This is a genomic window from Cohnella algarum, assembly GCF_016937515.1.
Classification (GTDB): domain Bacteria; phylum Bacillota; class Bacilli; order Paenibacillales; family Paenibacillaceae; genus Cohnella; species Cohnella algarum.
The window spans coordinates 5985794-6012329 of the sequence record NZ_JAFHKM010000002.1 but is presented as its reverse complement, the minus strand read 5'-3'; the positions used below and the strand labels follow the sequence as shown (position 1 = coordinate 6012329).

Genomic DNA, 26536 nt, shown 5'->3' with positions numbered 1-26536 from the left:
GATTTTTCAGGCGATACGGGCGCATGCGTTTGGTATAATTGGAAACAAATAGTTGACGATTAAGGGAGAGATATGGGATGAAAAGGAAATCCGTATTTACGCTGAGCCTGCTGTTGACGTTCTTTCTGACGGTGCCTGCGGCGGGGGCAGCTTCATCCGTTTCGTACGGGATCCCGAACATAAACGTGCTGCTGGACGGGAAACGTCTTGCGTTTCCTGACGTCTGGCCGCAGGCCGATGCCAATCAGCGGGTGCTGGTGCCGATTCGCGTCGTTTCGGAAAACCTGGGCGCGAACGTGAACTACGCCAATAACAAGATCACGATCAAGCAGGATGGGAAGACGATCGTTTTGATCATTGGAAGCAAAACGGCAACGGTGGACGGCAAGGCGGTAACGTTCGACTCGGCGGCCGTCGTGAAGAACAACCGGACGCTCGTGCCGCTGCGGTTCGTCTCGGAGGCGCTTGGGCAGGAAGTGGAGTGGAATGGCGTAGATCAGTACGTATGGATCGGGAAGAAAGATGTGCCGGTTGTGGACGACGTAATTAAGGGCGCGCCTGTTGAAGAATACACCTATCTTTTCAGTAAGCACCCGAATGTTCTTACTTCTTCCGGGGTTCCACGAACCGAGGTTTGGGATATAAAAGAAAGCCAATTGCCCATCATGATTCCTTATGGCTTTAAGAAAGATCCTTCTAAGCCCGATTCTTGGGATTCGATTTTCTATGGCTTCTCCATCGTTTCGATTGAGAGCAAAGAGTACATTAAAATACATTACTCCGGTACATCTCACATTGGTATTCAACTCCTTTCAGATAATGGTATTCCTAGAGGCCGATTAAAAATTCAAAAACTTTCGGCCAAGGATACGGATGGAAGCTATATTGAATATTACCCGTTAACGAATTCGGGAGACGAATTGTACGGAGACCCGGATTGGAAAGAACTCCAAATCAGCGACGTGAAGTACATTCAGCTTCTTTATGACAGCAAAAACTACGTATTCATTCAAAATCCCTATTATAAAAGTTAACGGAGGTTAGGCATCCGAATGAAGAAAAAGAAAGCCTATCTTTCCCTTCTATTGGTACTGGCGATCCTTTCGGGGATCACTTCGCCAGTACCTTTTCGCAATGTAAAGACAGCAAACGCGGCAAGCACCTTGTCCTATGTATCTGGCTACAGTATCGGGGACATGACAACCAATTCCGGCAATATTTTTTACGCCGTTGCTATGTTCAGCTATACGACGCAGACGCGGGACGACGGCTCCTGGTGGCCGGTAAATCCGGGAACAACCGCTGGGGCTGCGGGCGGTGTGTCCTTTAATTACAGTTTTGATCTCCCTTACAACAAATTGGTTGAGGATGTCGAGGTTTCTGCTTATACAGGAGCACTTTACAATACGACTTCACCTAACTGGCAAGCTGTATGGAAACAATCCCGTGTAGATTCATGGGAGATCTATAACAGAAACATAAGCTCAAGCTATGGAGCCAGCATCATAGAATCGTCCAAACAAGGCTTGAACACTTCATCGGTAAGCTTCACCTTAAAACTGACCGATTCATCCGTTATTGGCGCTGCTGCTCCGCAGTATGTCGAAGTAGGGGCGAATAAGAAATCGTTGACGGTCTATTTCCCCATGCTCCTGAAGATCAAAGTAACGCCAAAGTTTATTGTGAAATACTGGGACACGAACGGAAACAGCCTTGATTCGATTTTCGGAAACTATGATCAAGTCATGGTGAGAGGAAACACCTATAGCGGCAAGACGCCACCCACTCATGAGAATTACACGTATTTTGGCTACGACAAAACAATGCAAGACGACAAATCGCCCTCTTTGTCTAATGCCGTATCGGGCAATCCACCAGCATTCACGTACGACGGAACTTATAATTCTTACGTACTACACCTTTATTACAAACCAAATGGAGGTGGCGGTAGCACTCCGCCTCCTACGCCGACGCCGCCACCGGATGACGTGGAGGGCACGATTCATGTCCGGCACATGGTTCGGACAAGCTCAACGGGCAGCTTCAGCAAGGTAGAAGAAAAATCGATTTACGTCGATTCGCTCCCGGCAACTGAAACTATAAGCCCAAATAATTCGCACGGAACCTTGCTCGGTCGGAACCAAAGTCGAAACGGGTATTCGGACGCGCTCAATAACATCAAAGGGTCGATCACCGTTAATCTGTACGATGGATCGGCCGAATCCTGGGTCACCTTTTTCTATGAAAGTTCGGGCGGCGGGGGGACGCCGGAACCGGACGTGAATCACCCTCCGGTTGTTCAAGCCGCTTGGTCCAAACCAAACGCAAATGTGGGAGATGTGGTCAGTCTCCAAATCACGTCGATCAGCGATCCGGACTATCCGGACGATTGGGTAGAGGTTGTCGGATGGGACTTCACGAAAAGCACCGAATGGCTCGCCGGCCTGCCTTCGCAGTACAATATGAATTTAACCAGTTCATCGTTTAGCGGCATCACGGCGAATCGAATCGGCTCCCATACGGTGTACGTGACAGTTGAGGACTCGCACGGCGAACGGGCGACGGCTTCGGCCACGCTGAATGTCATCGATCCGAAGCCAATCGCGATTATCGATGCACCGACGGTCGTGAAAGAGAATCGACCGCTGCCTTCTCCGATTGACGGCAGCCGATCCTACAGTCCGATCGGCAGGGACATTGTGGACTATGTTTGGACCAACAAGCAAGATAAGTACCCAGTTCCCGGCACGGAAACGGTGACGCTAAAGGTTCAGGACGACGAAGGCCGCTGGTCCGACGTGACGACGCATGACATTACGGTCATTCCGGACGAGCCTCCGATCGTCACGCTTTCGGTGCCTCCGGAGGAAACCCGGCTCGGAACGCTGACAGTCAAAAGCAATGCCTACAGTCCGGACGGCGACAAGATCGTCTCCCGCGTGTTCCAGTACAAGTACGATGCGAATAACGACGGCTTCGATAACGACGCCTGGCAGACGTATTCGACGGCCAATGTGGATTCCTATGCGTTCAAGCCGACGCGGGTCGGCAAGTATTTGTTCCGCGAATCGGTTTGCGAGGATTATGGCAAGTGCGGAAACTCGGACTCGCAGCCGGAGGCGCAGCGGACGGCCGACATCAAAAACCTGGCGCCGACGATCGACGTGAAAACGAGCGGCAGCATCACGGATCCACCCGAGACGTTTTCCTATCTCATGTCGGATCTCTACGCAACCGGGCGCTTCGTCAATCTGAACACGAGAGCGGTCGGAAACAAGAACAACTGGAAACTGGAGAACGGGATATTAAAGACGAAGACGACCATTAAACTCAGCAACATTGGACAAGTCGTTCAATTCCCGTTTTACCAGCTGTATGACCGGAACAATCAAGTGAAGGCCGGATACTTTTTCCAGGGATCAACCTACTACTACGGGATTAACTCGTTAGGTTTGGAAGAAAATTTGAATCAGGCTCCCTTTGCCGGGCTTCAAAACAATAACGCATCCTTCCAGACGGTAACGCCTCCGCAATTGGCCGGCCAGGCCATCATCGCCATTCGGGAGGACGAGAAGTATACCTACATTGAAACCAGAAGATCCGATTATACGGGCTCACTCTACGTTTATAACAAATCGTTCGGACTGGTATGGTCGAAATATTTAGGAAACAATCTTAGCTTTGCTCGGGGGGAGGTAGGCGGGAGAATTCATTATGGCAGTTCGGACGGTCAACTCCTTATTCATAACAATACGGTCTATGTCGGTGTCATGGATCCCGGTAATCCCCAAAAATACAACCTTATTGCCTTGGACCGGGATACAGGGGCCGAAAAACATCGGATACCGTACGACGCAGGGTCTTATTCGGGGATTCATACCGCTGCCGGACTTCCGGATGGCATTTTCGTTGAAAATAACAAGTACAACTTTTACGGTCAATGGGTGGCCTCCGCCCCGATTACAGACGGCAGCGTGCCCAGTTCAATTCTCGGCGTGTCTCAGCGGTTCGGCCGGGCGATCTCGTTCGAGAACAAAAACGGTTACTGGACAAATAATCAGTTCAGCCGGAATACGGGGGACTTCTCGGTCGCTTTTGATTTGGGGAACCCTGCAAGCGGCACTCAGAGCAATAGCCCCTACACGTTTTTAGGGTTCGATGCGGAGGGCACGAGCTACGGCATTCATAATCATTATGGCTCCTACTCGATTCAGCGGCATACGTTGTCCGGTATGGCATTCAAAACGCCATTATCGATTCCCGATAACAGCGGAATTGTGGAAATTTTGGGGAAAGATTCGGCCCATCGGATTTGGATCAGCACGCAAAACTCGAGTCGAAACCCGGTTGTTCATGTCTACAATGCGGACGGACAGCTGCTTCAATCGCTTTACCCGTTCGGGAATTTGTTCCAGGGCAGCGTCGATAAAATGTTTATCGGCTCCGATAATGTCGTGACGTTGTTCGGCATGTATTACAACGGTTCGGGCTACCAGGTGCATTATGCATCCTACAATTCGGATACGTTCGGGGTCATGGCCAGCGGCGCGACGCCGACACTACAGTATATGCCGGCGTACATTTATCCGCATGACGATCAAAGCTTTTTGATCGAGCAGAGAGGCGACGCGAGCGGACATCAGCTCTACTTGCTGAGAACGTCCGGATCGCTTTCGAAACCGAAGCTGTTCGAGGCCGGCGAGCCGACGCCGGACATCGCGATCGGGGCCTCGGTTCCCGTCGGAAATACGGTTCGCGCCAATTTCATGCCGAACAACGCGACGGGCAAAGGCGTTGGGTATCTGTACCGGGTACAGGACGACTACAACTATTACAGCATCGAGTTCGAAGACGGCCAGCTGCGCGTAAAGAAAACGGTCGGCGGATCGGCGCACACGGTATTCAGCAAAGCCTATCCGATCGTTTCCGGAAACACATACGAGGTCATGATGATCCCGACCGGCAGCGGATTCGACGTGTACATCAATAAGCTTTGGCAGGCGAACATTACGGAAACCGGCTGGCCGACCGGCCGATTCGGCGTCATCAGCCGCGGCCATGAGGACGTGTCGTTCATCAGCGCGGGATTCTATGCGGGCCGAAATCAAACGGGAACAATCGAGGGCGTCGTGCTGGTTGGAGAGACGATTACGTATGACGTCATCTATAACGATCCGGAAGGCGATCCGCGACTGACTGCGTTCGAATCGTGGAGGTATTCGCACAATCCGTACGTATTCTTGCAGCCGATCGGCATTTGGAGCGGTAACGGCCAGAGCTTTGCCAATCCAGTTGCGTCGTTCGCATGGCCGGGCGAGTACACGTTCACGTTCAAAACGAAGGACGATCCGCATCCGGAGCATCGGTACCCGGACAATGCGTTCGACGCATACCGTAAGGAATCGAACGAGGTCACGGGTAAAATCCGGGTGCACCGGGCACCGATTGCGGATCAGGATGTGATTTTGAATCCGGACCATACGATTTCGTATGTCGACCGGTCGTACGATCCGGACCGGTACGATCCGAGCAACGGCCAGTATTCCACCGAGAACACCGGCATCAACTACGCGGCGACGCGCGGCGTCATCGAGCGGAAATACCGATATCGAAACGCCAATTCGATGACGTATGTGTACGCGCAGCCGCACCGGTTGACCGCCGGCAGCTACATCGTGGAGTTGTCCGTCAAGGACGAGTACGGCGCGTGGAGCGATTGGGACTCCGATCTGATCGTCGCTTCCGGATCTCCGGTGTTGCCGCCGAATCCTGGGTTCACGGTCGATCCCGTTGTTGGGTATCGGGGAACGCCGTTTTTGATTAACTCAACGGCGAGCGATCCGCAAGACGGGCCTCGGGAGAACTTGGCGCATCAATACTGGATCAAAAATTTGGCCGGCGGGTCGGAGACGCTGCAGAGCGATTCACGGACGTATTGGACGAAGGTGTTTAACACGATGGGTACCTTCCAGATCCGTCAGGTGATCATTAACAGCTACGGGCTGTACGGCGAAGCGACGAATAACGTCTCGGTCGTAAACCGCAAGCCTTCCGCTAACGTAATCGAACCGGCCAGCACAAATGCGAATAACCCAACGGTTTACGATATCCTGCGTCCGACGTTCCATTGGACGTACGGCGATGCCGACGGAGATCCGCAAACGCAATATCAGCTGCAGGTTATCCGCTCCAACAGCGGGGGCGTGGTCGCTTTGGACACCGGAGCGAGAGCAGGTGGAGTGCCAAGTTGGGTTCCGACGGCAGATTTGCCGGAAGAAACGCTGCTTTACGTCCAAGTTCGCGTACATGACGGTTACGACTGGTCGGATTGGAGCGCGCCGAAATATTTCTTTATAGACACGAACAAGCCGCCGACCGGGGATTTCAGCTGGAATCCGACATTGATCTACGAGGGGGATACGGTTGCATTCCGAACGGCGGTCGACGACCCCGATCGGGATCCGCTTGCGATTACGTACTCGATTGCGCCCCCGGCCGGACCGGCTCAAGTTTTCGATTACCATTGGACTTATCCGTACCCGACAACAGGCCCGACCCTTCGCATGGAGACGGTCGGCGTTTGGACGATCAAGCTGGTCGTATCCGACGGCAAAGAATTCGTTACGGCTACCAAGACGTTGTCGGTGCTGCCATTGGAGATTGCGGGAAGGGTGTCGCATACGGAGGAATGGGAAGCGAACCGCCTGAATTATAACGCGAAGCATCCCGATGCCCAGAGGCCCGCCGATTGGTTCTGGGCGGGAGAAGCGTTCGTGCTGGATGCCGTCGTGACGGATACGGGCGCGTCCGCGACTAAGCCGGTCCGCGTGACAGCGGATGCCGGCTCGGGATTAAAGAAAGAGTTGTCCGGAACGAATCCGCCCCGGCTCTCGTTATGGAACGGCACCTTGCGAAGCGAGGACGCCGGCTTCCCGTTAGTCGATCTTGAAGAAGGAGAATATACCTTCACGTTTGCCGTCACCTACAGCAACGGAGTCGTCAAAACGGACCGGGCGACCATTCGGATCGTGGACACGGTGGATCACTACGTGCAGGTCCATAGAGTCCGCTAGGCAAGAAACGAACCAAGGATGGCGATTCCGGCTCTATTCGCGGGGACCACCAGCGTCCCAACCGTTCGGCGCTTGTCGGACGTTATCCGGTTACGACTGCCGTACCTCATGCAGGCACCGTGTCTGCTGCAGGTACGGTTTTTTTGCATCATCCGAACGTTTACGTTCTTCCCCCTCGCGAAAGCGTTTTGTGGAAGCTTAGGGGACGGCGGAAGGGGACCGATTCTGCGGAGAGAGCTTACGTTGGATTTTGTCCAATCAAGGGAGCGGAAAACGCGGAAACCGTTGTCTAGAGTGGATTTTATCCAATGAGGAGCTTGAATTTGGACGAAAGCACCGAAAAGGCCTTGCCAGATTGGACAAAATCCAACGAAGCCGAAAAGTTTCGCGAAAAAGCCGATTTTGGTTGGATAAAATCCAGCCAAGCTTCGCCGAGCCTCAGAGTCATCCCGCTCAACCCAACTGCAATCCTGCGTTCCCCTGCTCAATCCTGTTATGAGCCTTCCGAATCGAAAGGATGTTCGGCTCTTTGTTCTCATTCTTGCTTTCATTTGATATAATCTACGAATAGACGAATTAAATATTGCGTGTTACTAGAATACGTTACATAGGCAAAGACAGAGAGCGGGGAACCCTCATGCGGGTATTGGGCATCGACCCAGGCATTGCGATTATGGGGTTCGGGTTCGTGGACAAAATCGGTCACCGGCTTGTGCCCGTTCAGTACGGCAGCATTCAGACGGAAGCGAACACGTTGCCGGAGCAAAGATTGGTTCAAATATACGAAGCTTCTTGCGCATTGTTGGACAAATACGAGCCTCAAACGATCGCGGTCGAAAAGTTGTTTTTTAGCAAAAACGTGACCAACGCGTTCTCCGTCGGGCAAGCGCGGGGCGTATTTCTTCTGGCGGCGGCGCAGCGCGGCATCCCGGTCGGAGAATACACGCCGATGCAGGTGAAGCAATCCGTCGTCGGTTATGGCGGAGCGGAGAAGAAGCAGGTCCAGGAAATGGTGAAAAGGCTGCTCAAGCTTTCCGCCGTACCGAAGCCGGACGACGTCGCGGACGCGCTCGCCGTGGCGATCTGCCACGCGCATTCCCTTAATTTGAACGAACGCATGAACGGAGTGAAGCGTTGATGATCGATTTTCTGCGGGGGCGAATCGTCCATGTGGAACCGGAGTATGTCGTGCTCGACGTCAGGGACGTCGGTTACCGGGTGTTTACGCCGAACCCGTATGCGCTCGGGCGCAACGAAGAGAGCACGATGCTGTTCATCCACCACCACGTGCGGGAAGACGCCATTCAGCTGTTCGGCTTTGCGACGCGCGAGGAGCAGGCCATGTTCCGCAAGCTGCTGGACGTTTCCGGCATCGGGCCGCGAGTGGCGCTGGGCATTTTGTCCGGCGGAAGTCCGGGCGCCCTTGCGGCGGCGATTCAGCAGGAAAATTTAAGCTTTTTGACCAAGCTGCCCGGCATCGGCAAAAAAACGGCGCAGCGGATGATATTGGATTTGAAGGACAAGCTCGGCGCCGTTCAGGACGGCCTTGCGTTTGCCGCCGCAGCGGGCGTTCCCGCGCCGTTCAGGACGGACGAGGCCGGGAACGATTCCGCCTGGGCGGTCGCCCGCGAGGCGCTTGCGGGCCTCGGCTATCGCGACGCCGAACTGGATCGGGCGTGGCACGTTCTCAAAGACAGGATCAAGGGCGACGAGTCGCCTGAAGCGCTCATGAAGCAGGCGTTGCAGCAATTGTTCCAGGGATAACGAGGCAGAGGGGACTTAACGGGTGGAAGACCGGATTGTCACCGCTCATTTGATGATGGAGGACCAGGCGGTCGAATTCAGCTTGCGTCCCCGGTATTTGGCGGAGTACATCGGCCAATCGCAAGCGAAGGAAAATTTGAAGATTTACATCGAAGCGGCCAAAATGCGCAAGGAAGCGCTGGACCATGTGCTGTTGTACGGGCCTCCGGGACTCGGCAAAACGACGCTCTCGAATATTATCGCCAACGAGCTGGGCGTCAGCATTCGGACGACCAGCGGACCGGCCATCGAACGGCCGGGCGATCTCGCCGCGATTTTAACGAATTTGCAGGAAAACGACGTGCTGTTCATCGACGAAATTCACCGGCTGCACCGGACGGTCGAAGAAGTGCTGTATCCGGCGATGGAAGATTTCGCGCTCGATTTCATCATCGGCAAAGGTCCGAGCGCGCGCTCGGTGCGGCTCGACCTGCCGAAATTCACGCTGATCGGCGCGACGACGCGGGCGGGCCTGTTGTCGGCGCCTTTGCGCGACCGGTTCGGCGTCGTCAGCCGTCTCGAATTTTATACGGTGGACGAGTTGTCCTACATCGTCTCCCGAACGTCCGACCTGCTGAACGTCGGCATCGTCGGCGAAGCTTCGTCCGAGATCGCCCGGCGCTCGCGCGGAACGCCGCGGATCGCGAACCGTTTGCTGAAGCGGGTCCGAGATTATGCGCAAGTGCGCGGAGACGGCATCATTACGGAGCCAATCGCCCGCGAAGCGCTCGAGCGGATCCAGGTCGATCCGATGGGACTCGACGCGATCGACCATAAACTGCTGCAGGGCATGATTGCCAACTATCGCGGAGGACCGGTCGGCCTGGATACGATTGCCGCCTCCATCGGGGAAGAGAGCCAGACGATCGAGGACGTGTACGAGCCCTATTTGATGCAGATCGGATTTTTGCAGCGGACGCCTCGGGGACGGGTCGTGACGCCGTCCGCCTATCGGCATTTGGGCCTTCCGGTCCCGGAAGGGCAAGGATGAGCGGCGATGCGATACGAAGTGCGGCCCGCGGGATCTCAGAGCGGTTCAACCCGCTTGCCGGCCGCTGATTCATCGGCTTTTGCGACAACGGCGAACATGCAGACGAACAATTGCGCGCCGATCGAACGCAACTTAATTGACGGAGGAAGACCAACATGACATTTCGGTTATGGAGCCCGCTTAAGCGGACGGCCGCGCTCGGCGCGCTGCTGGCCTCCCTATCGCTTGCGCCGGCCGCTATCGCCTACGGCGCTGCGGACGTGCCGGATACGATCCGCGTCGCGATTTTTGCGGATATCGGAAGCAAATACAAATCGCTGATTTCGGTCGCTTCGCTGTCCTCCGCGGATGGAATGGCCCTGGTCTTCGCAAGCGGACAAGGGAATGCGCCGATCAGCGCCGTATCGCCGGGCCAGACGGTTAAGGTCGCTCCGGACGGATACCGGGCGATCGTGCTGGAGACGGCGGATTCAACCGCCGCGATCTCCGTCCTCAAAAAGATGCAGGCATCGACGGCCGGCGCTTACGTGACAAAGCTCAGCAAGCAGGGAAAGACGGTCTATCAGGTCGCGGAGGGCGGCTTTTCGACCGCCGCGCAGGCAGCGTCCGCATTGTCCAAATGGACGGGCGCGGGAGTCGCCGGCGGCGTCGAATCGCTGACGACCGCCGCCGTCGGCGGACCTTTGGCGCTCGAAGCGGGGCCTTACGCCAGCGAATTCGAAGCGCAGAACGCCGCCGTGCAATTCGGCAACGCGAATGTGGAGGCGTTCGTCGCCCGCAAGCTGAGCGGCGGCAAGCCGGTTTACGTCGTCCGGGCAGGACAAGCCGCCGACCAAAGCCAGCTGACCAAGCTGCAGCAGACGGTCGCGGCCGCGGGACTTGCGGCGCGCGCCCCGGATGCGAGCGAGCCCTATGTCGTGCTGCGTCAGGATCTGACCGATGCGGCCGGCGCGACGGCGCCGACTTACGCTCTTTCGGCCGAAGCCATGCTGCGGGCGGATCCGTCCGGCGAGAACGGGATTCAATTGGCCGAGCGGAACAAACGGACGTATCGCGGCAGCATGGAAGTCCGCATCCTTAACGGAAGCCTGGCCGTCGTCAACGAGGTCGATCTCGATCAATACCTGTATTCCGTCGTCGCCTCCGAAATCTATGCCGGCTGGCCCGCCGAAGCGCAAAAGGCGCAGGCCGTCGCGGCGCGATCCTACGCGCTTTCGCTGGGCATGAATTTTCAAATCGCCCACGTCGTGGATACGACGGTCAGCCAGGCGTACAACGGCATTTCCGCCGAAACGGAAGAAGCGATCGCGGCGGTGGAGGCGACTTCCGGCGAAGTCATCGTCTCCGGAGGCAAAATCGTCAACGCGGTATTCTCCTCGAATGCAGGCGGCATCACGGCCGACAACAAAACGGAAATTTGGCGCGGGGACAACTCGTTTCTTTCCACCGCGGTCCAAAGTCCGGACTCGGGGCCGCAAGAGGGAAAGCTCGACTGGTACAAAGCGGCGCTTTCGACCGGCGAAGTCGGGTATATCCGCAGCGACCTGCTGGCGGACAGCGGCCAAAAAAACGCCGCGGAGCTCCCGCTGCTCAAAGTTACGGGAAGCGACGTCGCGTTCCGGCCGGGACCTGCGGAAACGAACGAGCCGATCAAGCGGTTAAGCGCGGGAATGCTCGTCGTGCCGTTGGATAAAGTGCCCGAGTATACGAATTACAGCTGGATCGAGGGGCCGTTTACCGCCGAAGAGCTTAAAACCTCGATCAACAAGCGCGCGACCGAAGCGACGCGAATTCAAGGCACTCTGCAAACGTTGGAGATAACGGGGAAGGGCCCTTCCGGCCGTGTAACCGAAATCAAAGCAAACGGAAAGACGGTCGACGTCGGGGCGCCGGACAATTGGCGCGGGGCGCTTGGCACGAAGAGCACGCTGATCGACATCGAAGAAACCGGAAGGTTTGCGATTGCCGGCGCGGACGGCGAAGTGCGGCAGTACCCGGAAGTCTCCGGTTCGCTTCAGGTGTTGGGCGCGGACGGAGCGGCAGCGACGATCGGCGGAGGAAGCAAGGACAACCTGTTTGTTTTAAGCGGAAGCGGGGAGCTTCGGGCGGCGACGGCCGATCCGCAATTCGTCATTGCGGGCAAAGGCTTCGGCCACGGCCTCGGCATGTCCCAATGGGGAGCCAAAGGGCTGGCCGATCAAGGGTATGACTACCAGGCGATTCTGAAATACTACTATAATAATGCGACGATCGAGAAGGATGGCGGCGAATGAATGTCGGCGATTTTGATTTTGACTTGCCCGAGCGGCTGATTGCCCAGACTCCCCTCAAGGAGCGGACTTCGTCCCGGCTGCTTGTGCTGCATCGGGAGGACGGGACGGTCGAGCATAAGTCTTTTCCGGATTTAAAACAGTATTTGCGTCCGGGAGACACGCTCGTCCTGAACGATACGAAGGTGCTCCCGGCCCGGCTTCTCGGCTTCAAGGCGGATACGGGCGCCAAGGCGGAAGTGCTGCTGCTCAAGCGGCTCGAAGGCGACGTGTGGGAGACGCTGGTCAAACCCGGGAAAAAGATTCGCCAAGGAACCGAACTGCGGTTCGGAGCCGAAGCGCCGGGCGGCAAGCCGCTGCTCGCCGCTTTTGTCGAAGCCGAAGGAGACATGGGCGCCCGCAGGCTCCGGTTTCAGTACGAAGGCATTTTCAACGAACTGCTGGAGCGACTCGGGCAAATGCCCCTTCCTCCGTATATTAAGGAAAGATTGGAAGACCGCGATCGGTATCAGACCGTCTACGCCCGGCATGAAGGCTCGGCCGCCGCGCCGACGGCGGGGCTGCATTTTACCGAGTCGTTTCTGGACGAATTGCGGGAGATGGGCGTCAATTTGTGTCCGATCACGCTTCATGTGGGCCTCGGCACGTTCCGGCCCGTGTCCGTGGAGAACGTCCGGGAGCACGAGATGCATGCCGAGTGGTACAACGTTTCCGAGCAAAGCGCCGAGCTGATCAACCGGACCCGCCGGGACGGAGGCCGCATCGTCGCCGTCGGAACGACGTCGGCGCGGACGCTGGAAACGATCGGACAACGGTTTCAAGACAAGCCTGTCGAAGCGTGCAGCGGTTGGACGGATATTTTCATTTATCCGGGGTACGAGTTCCGGCTCGTGTCGGCGCTGTTGACGAATTTCCATCTCCCCCGCTCAACCCTGGTCATGCTGGTAAGCGCGCTTGCCGGACGCGAATTTATCTTGAACGCTTATAAGGAAGCCGTTGACCGGGAATACCGCTTTTTCAGCTTTGGCGACGCCATGTTTATTACTTGAGGGAGGACATTCGGTCAAAATGGCAGCGATCCGTTACGAGTTAATCAAAACGTGCGCGCAAACCGGCGCCCGCCTCGGGCGCGTTCATACGCCGCACGGCGTCATCGACACCCCGACGTTCATGCCGGTCGGCACGCAGGCGACGGTTAAGGGCATGAGCCCGGAAGAATTGAAGACGTTGGGCGCGCAAATTATTTTAAGCAATACGTACCACCTGTTCCTCCGTCCCGGCCACGAGCTGATCCGCGAAGCGGGAGGCTTGCACAAGTTCATGAACTGGGATCGGGCGATTTTGACCGACAGCGGCGGGTTTCAGGTATTTTCGTTAAGCGAAATGCGGAAAATCCGCGAAGAAGGCGTGGAGTTCCGTTCGCATCTGAACGGAGACAAGCTGTTCATTTCGCCCGAAGTCGCGATGGAAATCCAGAATGCTCTCGGCCCCGACATCATGATGGCGTTTGACGAGTGCGCCCCTTATCCGGCGGAGTACGAGTATGTCAAGCCTTCGATGGAAAGAACGACCCGATGGGCGGAACGGTGCCTGAAAGCGCACGCGAGACCGCACGATCAAGCGCTGTTTGCGATCGTTCAGGGGGGAATGTATGCCGATTTGCGAAAGCAGAGCGCGCGCGATTTGACTTCCCTTGATTTTCCGGGGTATGCTATTGGTGGACTAAGCGTGGGAGAGCCGAAACCGTTGATGTACGAGGTGTTGGAGGAGACGGTGCCGCTGTTGCCGTCGGACAAGCCCCGCTATTTGATGGGCGTGGGTTCGCCGGATTGCCTGGTGGAAGGCAGCATGCGCGGAATCGACATGTTCGACTGCGTCCTGCCGACCCGAATCGCCCGCAACGGGACGATGATGACCAGCCAGGGGCGACTCGTAATCAAAAATGCGAAGCACGCCAGCGATTTCGGTCCGATCGACCCGGAATGCTCCTGTTACGCTTGCCGAAATTATTCCCGGGCTTACATACGCCATTTGGTCAGGGCGGACGAGATGTTCGGTCTCCGCCTGACGACGATTCATAACCTGCACTTCCTCGTTTCGTTGATGGAACAGGTCCGGCAGGCGATTCGGGAGGATCGGCTTGGAGATTTTCGGGACGAATTTTTCGAAAAATACGGCATGGCTCGCAACGAGAGCGGTTTTTAAAGAAAGGGGGGAACTACAATGTGGTTGAGCGGTGAAACCAACGCAGGCGGAGGCGGCCTGCTGATGACGCTTCTGCCTTTCGTGCTCATGTTCGTCATTTTCTATTTCTTGCTGATTCGTCCGCAACAGAAGAAGACGAAGGAGCGCAACAACATGCTGCGCGCCCTTAAGAAAGGCGACAAAGTCACGACGATCGGCGGCCTTCACGGCTCCATCCAGGAGATTACCGACGATAAGGTCGTCCTGAAGGTAAACGACGTGACCAAGCTGACGTTCGATCGTTCCGCGATCAACAACGTTACGGCTCGGGCCGACACACCTGCCGAAGGCGCCGAATAATTCGCGGCAACATAGCGGTCAGCAAGCGAAACGGCGGCGCGGGGAGAGATCCCCGCGCCGTCGTTTCTTGCTCCCCGGCTTGTTCGGCCGGCAACATCTCCGCTATCTTTTCGAAGCCGGCGTAGGCCCGCCCGTATTGACGCCAAGCATTCCTCCGACCGCCCCGGCAAGCGCGGCGATGCCGGCCATCATCGGGATGCGCAGGCTCCAGCCGAGATCGTTGGCGAGAAAGCTGGCGAGCAGGACGAGCACCGCGTAGAACAGTCCGGTAATCAAGCCGATCCGCCATCCTTTTTCCCCCGATTTTCTCGCTGCCGTGAACCCGCCGCACAGCGAAGCGAATCCGTGAATGCCGAATACCCATTTGACGAGGTCCGATTCGTTCAGGGATGTGGCATAAAGCAGCAGCGAAATCAGCAAAGTCCCTGCCGCAAGCCAAATGACCGACCAGAGAAGCCCGGAAACGAGGGGAGAAGCGATCCGGTTTCCGGCCACTTTCGGGAAGCGGTTCATACGTGTACCCTCCTGTCACATATCGTTTAGTACCAGCTTATGGCTTGGACTTCCGGGCTAGTACCGAAATGCCATAAATTCCGTCCGCGCCGGGCGAATGAGCGGAAGTAGCCTCGGTGAAACTACAACCTGCATCAGGAATAGGAGGACGGAAAATGGAACTGGCGACCATCCTTCTTCGCACGGTTATAATGTACGTCTTCGTATTTGTCATGCTGAGGCTGATGGGGAAACGGGAAATCGGCAAGCTGTCGGTATTCGATATGGTCATTTCCATCATGATCGCGGAAATTGCGGTCATTTCCATCGAAAATCCGGACCGTTCGATGAAAGTAACGGTCATTCCGATCATCCTGCTGGTTGTCATTCAATTGCTGATTGCGTTTGTAACGTTAAAAAACCGGCGCATTCGCGAATGGTTCGACGGCAAACCGAGCGTGCTGATCCGCAACGGGCACTTGAACGCATGGGAAATGAGAAGCCAGCGCTACAATTTGGACGACCTCATGACCCAGCTCAGGGAAAATCAAGTGGACAGCGTGGAGCAAGTGGAGCTTGCGGTTCTCGAATCCGACGGGAAACTGTCCGTCATTCCGAAGGACAAAAAATCCGGCACAGCCGGCGGACAAGGCGGCGACAAGGAGACGGAACCGACCGTTCCCAAAGTCCGTTACGAATTGCTGCCGATCGCGCTGATCATGGACGGCGAGGTGCTGGACGAAAACCTGGAGAAGCTCGGGAAAAACCGTTTCTGGCTAAAAAAGGAGCTTCGTTCCCGAGGCATTCGGTCCTTTGACGACGTGTTTTTTTGCAGCATCGACCACAACGCCAAACTTTACATCGGCCGCAAATCCGCCAATCGTTCGTAAAACCGGACGGACCGCGAATCAACGGAACAGCCGTCCGACAATCGGCACGCGCGAAACGTCGTGGCGATCGATCAACCCGAGCGCGATCAGAACGAGCAAATAAAGGCAAACCGAGCCGAGAAAAGCCGCGCCCAAATTCAACAAATCCCACGGAAGCAGGCGCGTGTTCCAAATCCACAGGGCCAGCGCTCCCATCAGCGTCATCGCCGCCAGCACCTTGATGAAATCCAGCGGCAGCAAGCGGAAGCCGGTCAGGCGCGCGACGCTGATCCAATGCAGCAGCGTGACGAGGCCCATATTGACGGAGCTGGCGATGACCGCCCCCTTGATCCCGAACTCGGGCAAGGCCGCGAGCTGAACGATCAGGGCAAGCTTGATGACGGCCCCGACAAACGTGTTGAACAGCGCGGTGCCGGGGCGGTTAAGCGCCTGAAGCGCCGCTTGAAGCGGTGCCTGCATGTACAAAAACACCGCGACCGGAGCCAGCCAACGCAGCATATCCGCCATCGAGTCGTCATCGTACAGAATCGAGCAGATAGGGTGGGCAAACAGCCCGAGCAGCGCGACGAACGGCGCCCCGGTAACGACCGCAAGCCGCATCGACTGGTGAAGGCGCTTCTGGATGCCGGACCAGTCGCCTTGCGCCGCCGCTTCGGACAACGCGGGGACGAGAGAGACAGCCAGCGAATACGTCAGAGCGCCCGGAAGCATCAGCAGCGGCAGAACCATGCCCTGCAAAGCCCCGTACTGCGCGGTGGCGGCCGCGACGGACAGTCCGGCGACGACGAGCGCCCGCGTGGTCAGGATCGATTCCAGCAAGTAGGACATCGAACCGATCAGCCGGCTTCCGGTAACCGGAACGGTGATGCCGAGCATGCGGCGCAGGAGCGAGCGCTCCGCTCCGTTGCCGGTCCCGCCGGGCGGCGGTCGATCGGGGGCGTCCCCGGCGGGAATCGATTCCGCGTCCGATTTGCGGTCGCGGTACAGCTGATACGCCAGCACGAGCAGCCCGGCCAATTCGCCCGCGCCCATGCCGAGCATCGCGCCCGCGGCGGCGGCTTCCAAGCCCATCGGCAAGAACATGTAGGCGAACAGCAGAGTGAGAACGATGCGAACGATCGTTTCAATGGTCGAGGCGAAAGCCGTCGGCAGCATGTTTTGCTTGCCTTGAAAGTATCCCCGCCAAACCGACGAAACCGCAATGAGCGGCAATATGGGGACCATGACGAGAAACACGCTCCGGACGCGGGAATCCGTCATCATTTCATAGGCGATCCAATCCGAAAGCGCAAGGCAGGCGGCCGCCACGCTGATGCTCAGCGTCACCGCGATCGTCATCGCGACCCGGACGATTCGCCTGACCTGGGCGGATCTGCCCTGCGTGTCGGCTTCCGCCACCATCTTGGCGACCGCAAGCGGCAGCCCGCCGATGATGACGGTCAGGACGACCGTCATGAACGGAAGCACGAGCTGCGTAAGACCGACGCCTTCGGCGCCGATGATGCGCGGCAGCGCGATCCGGGGGACGAAGCCGAGCAGCCGGTTGATCAGCCCGGCGGCGAGCAAAATCATCGCGCCTTGGATAAACGTTTGCTTGCGTGCAGACATAGCCCACCTCGACTCCCCGTTAGGTTACTTGGTACATGCATATGCGGGAGTTGTCCGCTCATTCCTCGCGCTTGTCCGTCCGGGAAAAAAATCGCGCTGCCAATTTTCGCCGGCGGCAGGATATCGGCCGGACGGGGGCGAATAATGAACTAAGGTTCCGGCATCGCGCCGGGAAAGAGGGAGGAAGCGGCCATGAACGGAAATAATTCCGAAACGCAGATCGGGGACCCGGAATTGAACCGTATCGTCAAGCAGCTTTGCGAAAGCAAGGCGGACGAATTCCGGCTTCTCGGCTACGAAGAAGTGAAAGCCGAAGAAGTGTGGGAATGCGTCAGCGACAAGTATCATAAGACCGGGACGCCCTCGCTCCATCAAATCGTCAGCGACATTCTGTCGCTGCGGGTTACGCAATTTATGAATTTCATCACGCTGCGCATCTATCGCGGAGAATTCCGATAACGATCGGGAAGCGCGGCACGATGCGCCCATCATACGGACAAGGCGGCCGACGGGATTTTCCGCGGCTGCCTTTTTTTGTGAGACCGCCCCGGAGACGGCCCAAATTGACTTCCATTTTGGCCGGTAGGTATAATAGGAACATTGAGATTGAAAGGGGACGCCAGTACAAAATGAAACGACTGCTCGCATTTGTGTTCGTCGTAGTCGTCTGTTTCGGGCTTATCGCTTGGACGAGCCCGGGACTGCTGAATTCGACGAAGCTGGGGCTCGACTTGAAAGGCGGATTTGAAATTCTGTACGAGGCGGAGCCTCTGACGGAGGGCGGGACGGTCACCAAGGAATCGCTGACCCAAACGGCTCACAGCTTGGCTAAACGCGCGGACCAGACGGGCGTGGCCGAGCCGGAAGTAACGACGGAGGGCAGCAACCGCATCCGCGTCAAAATCGCCGGCATCGCAGACGAGGCCAAAGTTCGCGAGCTGATGAAGAAACCCGCGGAGCTCCAATTCCGCAGCGCCGACGGCTGCACGAGCGCGACGGACTATTGCAAGGTCGAGCTGGACGGCAGCGATTTCGTGGAAGGCGCGGCCAAAGTCCAATTCGACGAATTCAACAATCCGATGATCGCAATCCAGGTGAAAGACAAAGAAGATTTCGCCGAAATTTCCACCCGCTTGGTCGGCAAGAACCTGGCGATTTTTCTGGATGGGGAACTGTTGTCGGATCCTGTCGTTAATCAGCCGCTGACGGACGGCAATGCCGTCATTACCGGCCAGCGCACGCTGTCGGAGGCGCAGGACCTGGCGGAAATCATCAATCTGGGCGCCTTGCCGCTGAAGCTTACCGAGAAATACACGCAAAGCGTCGGCGCGACGCTCGGCCAGAAATCGCTGGAAGAGACGGCGATCGCGGGCATAATCGCTTCCGTTGCCATTTTGCTTTTCATGCTTATTTTTTACCGGCTGCCCGGCGTCATCGCCAGCATTTGCCTGATCGTGTTCGTTTGGCTGCTGCTCGTCGTATTCTGGCTCATCGATGCGACGCTAACGCTTCCGGGCATCGCGGCGTTCATCCTCGGGGTCGGGGTCGCGGTCGATACGAACATCATTACCGCCGAGCGGATCAAGGACGAGCTTCGTTCCGGCAAAAGCGTGGCCTCGTCCCTTCGGGCCGGAAACAAGCACAGCTTCCGTACCGTAATCGACGCGCACATTACGGGGATCATCGCTGCGGCCGTCCTGTTTTATATGGGGCAAGGGGCGGTCAAAGGTTTTGCAGTCGTTCAGCTGTGGAGCATCGTCATCAATATTGTCACGAACCTGTTTCTGCCGCGTTTCCTGCTGCATCTGCTCGTCCGGAGCGGTCGTTTCGACAAACCGTCTTATTATGGCGTAAAGGAGAGTGAAATCCGTGCGCTATAATTTCAGAAACATCGATTTCGTCCGCAAGAGCAAAGGTTTCTTTATCGCCTCGATCGTCACGACCGTCATCGGGATCGTTTCGCTATTAATCTTCGGACTCAATTACGGCATCGATTTCAAATCGGGCTCTTCGGTCGACGTTGCGGTGACCAAATCGTACGACGCGAGCGAAGTCAGGACGTTTCTTGACGCCGAGGAGCTGGGCGGATATACGCTGACGACCGGAGACAACCGGCTGTCGATCCGCTTCGAAGCCGTGCTCGACGAGGCCCAACAGCAAAAACTGCAATCGGATTTTCGCAGTAAGTTCGACGAGAATGCCTCGTTTGAAATCAATATCGTCGACGTGGAAATCGCAAAAGAACAAGAAAGAAACGCCCTGATCGGAATTCTGGTAGCCAGCATCGGCATTTTGCTCTACATCACCATCCGCTTCGAATGGCGGTTTGCGGTTTCGGCTGTCGTCGCCTTGGTTTACGACGCCTTTTTCGTCATCACGCTGTTCTCGGTCTTCCGTCTCGAAGTCAATCTGCCCTTCATTCTGGCTGTTTTGACGGTTATCGGCTATTCGATCAACGACACGGTCGTTATTTTCGACCGGATCCGCGAGAACCTGCGTTTCGCCAAAATCAAATCGCACGAAGATCTTATTCAACTCGTCAACACGAGCGTCAGCCAGACGCTGACCCGCTCGATCAATACCGTGCTTACCGTCGCGTTCGCGGCGATCTGTCTGTTCGCGTTCGGCAGCGAATCGATCAAAATGTTCTCGCTCGCCATGATTTTCGGCTTGATCAGCGGCGCCTACTCGTCCATTTTCATCGCCAGTCCGCTTTGGTATTTGCTCCGCCGCAACGCGAAGCAGCGCAAGCCCGCAAAAGTCCAAAACGCGCCGTAACCGATCGACTTCGACTAAGGGGAGGCAAACCATATGGCGAAACAGCGTTCGCAACCCGCCGAACACGGGGCTTTCGTATCGATGCTGGGTCTGTTCGGGTTAACCCTTGCCAAGGGCGCGGCCGGATATTTGACGGGCAGCAAAGCGCTGGTCGCCGACGCTTGCCATTCGGCCGCGGATTTTTCCGGGGCGGCGCTTTCCTGCATGTCCTATCGCAATGGCGCAAAGCCTACCCGCCACGACTCGGCTTCCGAGCGCAGGGCGGCGGAAAGGGTATCCGGCGTCATCCTGTCCGCGCTTCTGCTTGTGGCGGGGCTGGAAATCGGGCTGACGTCGCTGCGTTCCATGGTCAGAGGCGTGACGGAAGCTCCCGGTTGGAGCGCCGTCGCGGTCATCGTCGCCGGGATCGTCGTACGGGAAGGACTCGTGCGATACAAGAAAAGACACGAGGCCAAGCTCGGGATCCGGTTCGAACCGGCACGAGGCGATCAACGGTCCGATATTTTCGCCTCGCTGACGGCGATCGTCGGCACGGCCGGGGCCATGGCCGGGCAGCTGTTCGATATGCCCGTTCTCTACATGCTGGATCCGGCCGCGGGGGCGGTCATCGCGGTGTTCGTCCTGCGGATGGGCAGCCAGCTCGTGATCAAGGTTACGCGTCCTTCGGAAGGCCGGGAGCTGGGCGAGTCGGATCACCTGGCGATGCTTGAAGCGATCCAGCGGGTCGACGGCGTCGTGACTGTCGATCGGCTGAAAGCCCGCGAATGCGGTCATTACGTCATCGTCGAAGCCGTCATCCGGGTGAACCCGCGCATTTCGGTATTCGAAGGTCACGATATCGCCATGAGGGTGCGGAGGCAGCTGATGAAACGATTCCTTCACGTATCGGACGCAAGCATTCAGGTCGAGCCTTTCGATCCGGGCTACCCGTACAAATCCAATCATCACGAAGAAGAGCTGCCGATTCTTATGCAGTAACGCGATTGAAAGCACCGCCGGAAACCGGCGCGGCAACCGAATGCAGACGAGAGTTGACGTCGCGACGGCCGCACGGAGCCGGCGGTGTTGTTGTCAGGAGGACAAATCAAGGTGAAAAGGAACTACCGGTGGGATTTGGGAACGACGGACGAGGACCGGGCCGCGGAGCTGGCCCGCAAGTTGAAGCTGCCATTGCTGGTCGCCCGCCTGCTCGTATCCCGGGGCTTATCTTCGCCCGAGGCGGCCGCGGCTTTTTTGGGGGAAGGAACGGATGAATTTCACGATCCGTTCGGCATGAAACATATGGACAAAGCGGTGGAGCGAATCCGGCGGGCGCTGCGGGACGGCGAGCGCATTCTCGTGTACGGGGATTACGACGCCGACGGCGTAACGTCGACGGCGCTCATGATCCGTTTGCTCCGCCGGCTGAACGGGCAATTCGATACATATATCCCCATCGGAGCCTGGAAGGCTACGGCTTGAATCTTCCGGCCGTCGACCGGGCGAAGGAAAACGGGGTAACCCTGATCGTGACGGTGGACAACGGAATCAGCGCCGTGGAACAAATCGCTTACGCGGGCAGCCTCGGGATAGACGTCGTCGTGACCGATCATCACGAGCCGCCGGCGGTTTTGCCGGAGGCGGTCGCGCTCGTCAATCCGAAGCAGGCCGATTGCGGCTATCCGTTCAAGGGCCTCTCCGGCGCCGGCGTCGCATTCAAGCTGGCTCATGCGCTGCTCGGACGGATGGAGCCGGAGCTTGCCGACGTCGCGGCGATCGGAACGGTCGCAGACCTGATGCCGCTTGTCGGGGAGAACCGGGCCCTCGTTCGCTTGGGCCTCGAGCGGATGAACGCGGCGCCGACGCCGGGGGTGCGCGCGCTCGCTTCCATTTCCGGAGCCGAACCGGGACAACTGTCGAGCGGACGCATCGCTTTCGGGCTGGCGCCTCGCCTTAACGCGGGCGGAAGATTGGAGAGGGCGGACGGCGCGGTGCGGCTGCTCGTGACGGAAGACGAGAACGAGGCGGGAGAACTCGCTCTCCGGCTCGACGAATTGAACGTGGAGCGGCAGCGGCTCGTCGACGAGACGGTGGAGGCGGCTGAGCACATGTGGCAGGAGAGGGTGAAGGAGCTTTCGGGCCGCGCGCCGGAAGTCATCGCGATCGCCGGACGAGGATGGAACGCCGGCATCGCCGGCCTCGTGGCGGCCAAGATGGTGGAGCGGCACTACAAACCGGCGATAATATTGGCCGAGGACGAGGCGACCGGTCTTTGCAAGGGATCGGCGCGGTCGATCGACGGCTTCGATTTGTACGCGGCGCTAACCGAATGCGCCGAATGGTTGGAGCATTTCGGCGGGCACCAAGCGGCGGCGGGACTGACCATGCGCCGGGAGCATCTGGCCGATCTGGAGCGCGAGATGTCCAGACTGGCCCGGGAGCGGATCCTGCCGGACGATTGGACGCCGAAAAAGAAGGCCGACCTCGTGTGCGGCGCAGCGGAACTGACGCTCGAAGCGGCCGAAGCGCTGAAGCGGCTCGAGCCTTTCGGGAACGCGAACCCCGCTCCCCGCCTTGCCGTTCGGGGCGCCTTCGTGACGGAAGCCCGCGCCATCGGCAAAGAAGGGAAGCATCTGCGCCTGGTTGCCGAAGCGGAAGGGAGGCGCCTCGAAACCGTCGGCTTCGGCATGGGGGAGGAGGCCGGCCGCCTGCTGCCCGACGTATCGGTGGATTTGCTGGGCGAGCTTTCGGTAAACGAATGGAACGGGCGGAGCCGGGTTCAACTCGTGCTGCAGGATTGGCGCTTCGACGCTTTTCCGGTTTACGACTGCCGCAAGGAACGCGATTTCGTGCAAGGGGTTCGGCTGCGGGCGAAGGAAGAAGGCCGCTGCCTCGTGCTTTGCGCTTCCGCCGAAGCCAAGCGGGAACTGCTCGCCGCCGAGGAAGCGGGCAGGACGGGGGCGGTTTACGCGCTTTATCGGGAATGGACGGCGGGCGAAGCCGCCGCCGGGGAAGCGTCAGGTTCGGAACCGTCCGCGGCCGCGGCTTCGGAAGCCGACATCGGCAGCGAAACGGAGAAGCGGCAGCAGGACGCCGTGCGGCTCGTTTTGGCCGGGTTGCCGCAAAGCCGCGAGGACGCGGAAGGCTTAAAGTCCGCGCTGTCCGCGGAACGCCGCCCCATCGAGGCGGTGTACATCTACGCTGCTCCCGCCGGCTCCGGCGCGCGGATTCGGGCGTTTCCGGACCGCCAGCTGTTCGGCCGGGTTTATACGCTGTTTCGAAAGCAAGCGAAATGGATCGACGGCCCGGACGGATTTCTGCGCCAAGTTTCCGAAGCGGTCGGCTGGCCGCTTTCCGTCGTACGGATGATGCAGGATGTGTTCGCCGAGCTCGGATTTTTGACCGTCGATCGATCGAACGTGACTGTTCACGCTTCTCCTCCCCGCCGCGAACTGGATCAATCGCCGCGTTACCGCCGGGAGAAGGAATACGGCGAGCTCGCCGCGCTGGGCTCGCTCGGCCCGCGGGAGCTTGCCGACCGAATCCGCAAAATTGCCGAAATTCGCGCATAGCTTGACTTCTCGATCCGGTGTATAATGCTATCATACAAGCGAAATCGCAAAGGAGATTTTAAATTCATGGATTTTAAGGAATACATCCGGGTCATTCCCGATTTCCCCCAGCCCGGCATCCGCTTCAAGGACATCACGACGCTGCTTAAAGACGGAGAAGCGTACCGGGCCGCGATCGACGCGCTGAAAGAGCAGGTATCCGGGATGGACATCGACGTTGTCGCCGGTCCCGAGGCGCGCGGCTTCGTTATCGGCGCTCCGCTCGCGCTCGCGCTCGGCGTCGGCTTCGTGCCGATCCGCAAAAGCGGCAAGCTGCCCGGCGAAACGATCGAAGCGGGTTACGATCTGGAATACGGCAAGGACAAGCTGGCCGTTCACAAGGACGGCATTCAACCCGGGCAAAAGGTGCTCATCGCCGACGACCTGCTGGCCACCGGCGGCACGATCGCCACGACGAGCGGATTGCTGCGGCAATTGGGCGCGGACGTCGTCGGCGCCGCGTTTCTGATCGAACTGAGCTATCTGGACGGCCGGGAGAAGCTTGCCGACATCCCGAACATCGTATCGCTCGTGCAGTATTAAGGTTTGCCTCGATCTCGGCGCATCGCGCCGTCAAGCCCGTTCCGGGTCATTCCGGAGCGGGCGTTGTTTTTTTAGCGGAAAACGGAGAAGTCGTTATCTAGAGTGGATTTTATCCAAAGAGGAACCTATTCCTGCGTATCCTCACTCGATCCCCCCGATAAATGCTCGTCAGGAGGTCCGTCAAGTATCTGCATGCTGCCGCCCCCCGCGCAATCCCGCTAAAGCCGACGAAGCTTTGCGTCCCGTGGAACGTACTTCCGGTTGTTCCCCGCTTGATTCGGATTCGGCAAACCGGAAATGCTTGAAAAGTTTTCATCTGGCCTTAAGGACCCGTTCATCTTCCGTTCATTTGATGGTGCTAGTATCCAATTATGTTGTCGTACATAGCAGGCCAAGAGCGGGAGGTTCAAAAGGTGAAGAAACATCGAATTAAAAAGTGGATCACATGGATCGCGGTCGTCGCGCTGCTTGCGGGCGCAGGGGCGGAGGCTACTGGTGGTACCGGGAAAACAATACGGCGGAAGCGTCGAGCGGCATTACATACACGCAATCGAGAGTGACGAAAGGGACGATCACGCAAAGCGTCGCCGGCTCCGGTTCGGTCGAAGTGTCCGAGACCGATACGGCTTTGGTGTCGGAAGCGGCAACGGTCGCGGAAGTGCTGGTCGCGGAAAACGATGTCGTCAAAAAGGGCGACGTCCTCGCAACGTTCGAAGGGGAGGATGTCAGCCTTTCGCTCAGCAAGGCGCAGCTTACGCTCGAACAGCAGAAGATGACGCTCGAAACCGCGCAAGAGAAGTGGAAAAGCCTGCAAATTTCCGGGGCCGAGCAATCGGAGCTGGATGCCGCGGAAATGAGCATTCGAAGCGCGCAGTTGAACATTCAACAAACCGAGCTTGAAATTCAGGACTATCAGGAAAAAGCCAAAGCGCCGGATCCGCTCGTCGCGCCGATCGACGGAACGGTAACGGCCGTCAACATCAAGCCGGGGGACGACGTTGCGGCCCGTTTGGAAGCTTTCACGATCGTGAACTACGACAAGCTGCAAATGACGATATCCGCCGACGAGCTGGATATTACGAAGCTGAAAGTCGGCCAAACCGCCAACCTGACGCTTGACGCTCTGAGCGATCAGCAAATTACCGGCACGGTGACGGAAATTTCCAAAAACGGCACGGCTTCCAACGGCGTTTCCACGTTTCCGGTCATCGTCACGCTGAATGAAATCGAGAACGTGCTGCCGGGGATGTCGGGATCGGTCGAAATCATCATCGAGCAAAAAGACGACGCGCTGATGGTGCCGGTCGACGCGGTCGAAACGATGGGCGGCCGCTATTTCGTCCGCGTGCCGAACGACGGGACGGCTTCGGCCGGCACTAATTCCGGCACGGATTCCGGCGAATCCGCGGAAGCGGACGAGATGCCGGACCGGGCAGCCGCAGCGGCCGGTCAAGGCGTCACGGGCGCCGAAGAGCAGGCGTCCGGGGACGGATCGGCGGCGCAAAACGTCGCGCAGTCGGAAAGAACCGCGGCAAGCGGAGCGTCCGAGGAAGGTGCCGTGCCCAGCGGAGCGCCGGAGGACGGAGCTGCGCCCAGCGGAGCGCCCGAGGGCGGAGCCGTGCCTGGCGGAGCGCCGGCAGGTTTCGGCGGGGGCGGCCGCGGTGCGGGAATGGGCGGCATGAACCAGCAAAACGGCGAATTTACGCTGAAGGAAATCACGGTAGGAATTACGACCGATTCGTATGTCGAAGTGCTTTCCGGCCTGAGCGAAGGAGATACCGTCCTCATTCAAATCGTCAGTTCGACGAGCACGACCCAGACGGGAATGATGGGCGGCATGGGAGGCATGGGAGGCGCGACCGTGTTCCCGGCCGGCGGCGCGGGCTTCTCCGGCGGAGGCGGCGGCTTCCCCGGCGGGGGCGGAGGCGGCGGTTTCGCGCGCGGAGGTCAATAA

Annotated in this window: 20 protein-coding genes and 1 pseudogene; 19 read left to right on the top strand and 2 right to left on the bottom strand. The window is 58.0% G+C overall.

Features of this window, described 5'->3' with window-relative positions; all coding sequences use genetic code 11:
- Window positions 1–77 precede the first annotated feature (77 nt).
- The 10 genes from JW799_RS27270 to yajC all read left to right on the top strand — a co-directional run bounded on the left by JW799_RS27270 (window position 78) and on the right by yajC (window position 14681).
- On the top strand, window positions 78–1034 hold the full coding sequence (locus tag JW799_RS27270) for a copper amine oxidase N-terminal domain-containing protein (protein ID WP_205432659.1): 957 nt from the start codon (window positions 78–80) through the stop codon (window positions 1032–1034).
- 1305 nt (window positions 1035–2339) lie between these two features.
- Window positions 2340–7073, top strand: a complete 4734-nt coding sequence (locus tag JW799_RS27265) for a glycoside hydrolase family 78 protein (protein ID WP_205432657.1) — start codon at window positions 2340–2342, stop codon at window positions 7071–7073.
- A gap of 323 nt (window positions 7074–7396) precedes the next feature.
- Window positions 7397–7633: a hypothetical protein gene (locus JW799_RS27260; RefSeq protein ID WP_205432655.1), complete on the top strand. Its 237-nt coding sequence runs from the start codon at window positions 7397–7399 to the stop codon at window positions 7631–7633.
- Between the two features lie 77 nt (window positions 7634–7710).
- The gene (gene ruvC / locus JW799_RS27255) at window positions 7711–8211 is read left to right on the top strand and encodes a crossover junction endodeoxyribonuclease RuvC (RefSeq protein ID WP_080837168.1); all 501 of its coding nucleotides are present in this window, start codon (window positions 7711–7713) and stop codon (window positions 8209–8211) included.
- The gene (gene ruvA / locus JW799_RS27250; RefSeq protein ID WP_205432653.1) at window positions 8211–8837 is read left to right on the top strand and encodes a Holliday junction branch migration protein RuvA; all 627 of its coding nucleotides are present in this window, start codon (window positions 8211–8213) and stop codon (window positions 8835–8837) included. Before ruvC ends, ruvA begins: the two co-directional genes overlap by 1 nt.
- Window positions 8838–8859: 22 nt before the next feature.
- Complete coding sequence (gene ruvB / locus JW799_RS27245; RefSeq protein ID WP_205432643.1) at window positions 8860–9867, top strand: Holliday junction branch migration DNA helicase RuvB; 1008 nt, start codon at window positions 8860–8862, stop codon at window positions 9865–9867.
- Window positions 9868–10022: 155 nt separating this feature from the next.
- Window positions 10023–12140: a SpoIID/LytB domain-containing protein gene (locus JW799_RS27240; RefSeq protein ID WP_205432641.1), complete on the top strand. Its 2118-nt coding sequence runs from the start codon at window positions 10023–10025 to the stop codon at window positions 12138–12140.
- On the top strand, window positions 12137–13186 hold the full coding sequence (gene queA, locus JW799_RS27235; protein ID WP_080837176.1) for a tRNA preQ1(34) S-adenosylmethionine ribosyltransferase-isomerase QueA: 1050 nt from the start codon (window positions 12137–12139) through the stop codon (window positions 13184–13186). The genes JW799_RS27240 and queA overlap by 4 nt, the downstream gene beginning before the upstream one ends.
- A 19-nt stretch (window positions 13187–13205) precedes the next feature.
- Window positions 13206–14342: a tRNA guanosine(34) transglycosylase Tgt gene (gene tgt / locus JW799_RS27230; protein WP_080837178.1), complete on the top strand. Its 1137-nt coding sequence runs from the start codon at window positions 13206–13208 to the stop codon at window positions 14340–14342.
- Between the two features lie 18 nt (window positions 14343–14360).
- Window positions 14361–14681: a preprotein translocase subunit YajC gene (gene yajC, locus JW799_RS27225; RefSeq protein ID WP_080837180.1), complete on the top strand. Its 321-nt coding sequence runs from the start codon at window positions 14361–14363 to the stop codon at window positions 14679–14681.
- 102 nt (window positions 14682–14783) lie between these two features.
- Here the strand turns inward: yajC and JW799_RS27220 are convergent, their stop codons facing one another.
- Window positions 14784–15194, bottom strand: coding sequence for a TIGR04086 family membrane protein (locus JW799_RS27220; RefSeq protein WP_080837183.1), 411 nt, complete (start codon window positions 15192–15194; stop codon window positions 14784–14786).
- 155 nt (window positions 15195–15349) lie between these two features.
- On the opposite strand from JW799_RS27220, the gene JW799_RS27215 reads away from it, so the two are divergent.
- The gene (locus JW799_RS27215) at window positions 15350–16063 is read left to right on the top strand and encodes a DUF421 domain-containing protein (protein WP_080837185.1); all 714 of its coding nucleotides are present in this window, start codon (window positions 15350–15352) and stop codon (window positions 16061–16063) included.
- A gap of 18 nt (window positions 16064–16081) precedes the next feature.
- Here JW799_RS27215 and spoVB read toward each other — a convergent pair whose 3' ends face one another.
- Window positions 16082–17671 (bottom strand): stage V sporulation protein B, encoded by a 1590-nt coding sequence (spoVB, locus tag JW799_RS27210; RefSeq protein WP_080837187.1) that lies wholly within the window; start codon window positions 17669–17671, stop codon window positions 16082–16084.
- A 192-nt stretch (window positions 17672–17863) separates the two neighbouring features.
- On the opposite strand from spoVB, the gene JW799_RS27205 reads away from it, so the two are divergent.
- The 8 genes and pseudogenes from JW799_RS27205 (at window position 17864) to JW799_RS29440 (ending at window position 26536) form a co-directional block, all read left to right on the top strand.
- On the top strand, window positions 17864–18130 hold the full coding sequence (locus JW799_RS27205) for a post-transcriptional regulator (protein ID WP_080837189.1): 267 nt from the start codon (window positions 17864–17866) through the stop codon (window positions 18128–18130).
- 170 nt (window positions 18131–18300) lie between these two features.
- Window positions 18301–19551: a protein translocase subunit SecD gene (gene secD / locus JW799_RS27200; RefSeq protein ID WP_080837192.1), complete on the top strand. Its 1251-nt coding sequence runs from the start codon at window positions 18301–18303 to the stop codon at window positions 19549–19551.
- Window positions 19541–20449 carry a protein translocase subunit SecF gene (secF, locus tag JW799_RS27195; RefSeq protein ID WP_080837193.1) on the top strand — a complete coding sequence of 303 codons (909 nt, stop codon included), beginning with the start codon at window positions 19541–19543 and terminating at the stop codon, window positions 20447–20449. The genes secD and secF overlap by 11 nt, the downstream gene beginning before the upstream one ends.
- A 33-nt stretch (window positions 20450–20482) precedes the next feature.
- A complete protein-coding gene (locus tag JW799_RS27190; protein WP_080837194.1) occupies window positions 20483–21427 on the top strand; it encodes a cation diffusion facilitator family transporter in 945 nt (314 codons plus the stop codon).
- Window positions 21428–21721: 294 nt separating this feature from the next.
- Window positions 21722–23214: pseudogene (gene recJ / locus JW799_RS30450) on the top strand (single-stranded-DNA-specific exonuclease RecJ); the annotation flags it as partial.
- On the top strand, window positions 23215–24000 hold the full coding sequence (locus JW799_RS30445; protein WP_476695933.1) for a single-stranded-DNA-specific exonuclease C-terminal domain-containing protein: 786 nt from the start codon (window positions 23215–23217) through the stop codon (window positions 23998–24000). It begins immediately after the preceding pseudogene.
- A gap of 66 nt (window positions 24001–24066) precedes the next feature.
- Window positions 24067–24582, top strand: a complete 516-nt coding sequence (locus JW799_RS27175) for an adenine phosphoribosyltransferase (protein ID WP_080837198.1) — start codon at window positions 24067–24069, stop codon at window positions 24580–24582.
- Between the two features lie 445 nt (window positions 24583–25027).
- Window positions 25028–26536 carry an efflux RND transporter periplasmic adaptor subunit gene (locus JW799_RS29440; RefSeq protein ID WP_205432638.1) on the top strand — a complete coding sequence of 503 codons (1509 nt, stop codon included), beginning with the start codon at window positions 25028–25030 and terminating at the stop codon, window positions 26534–26536.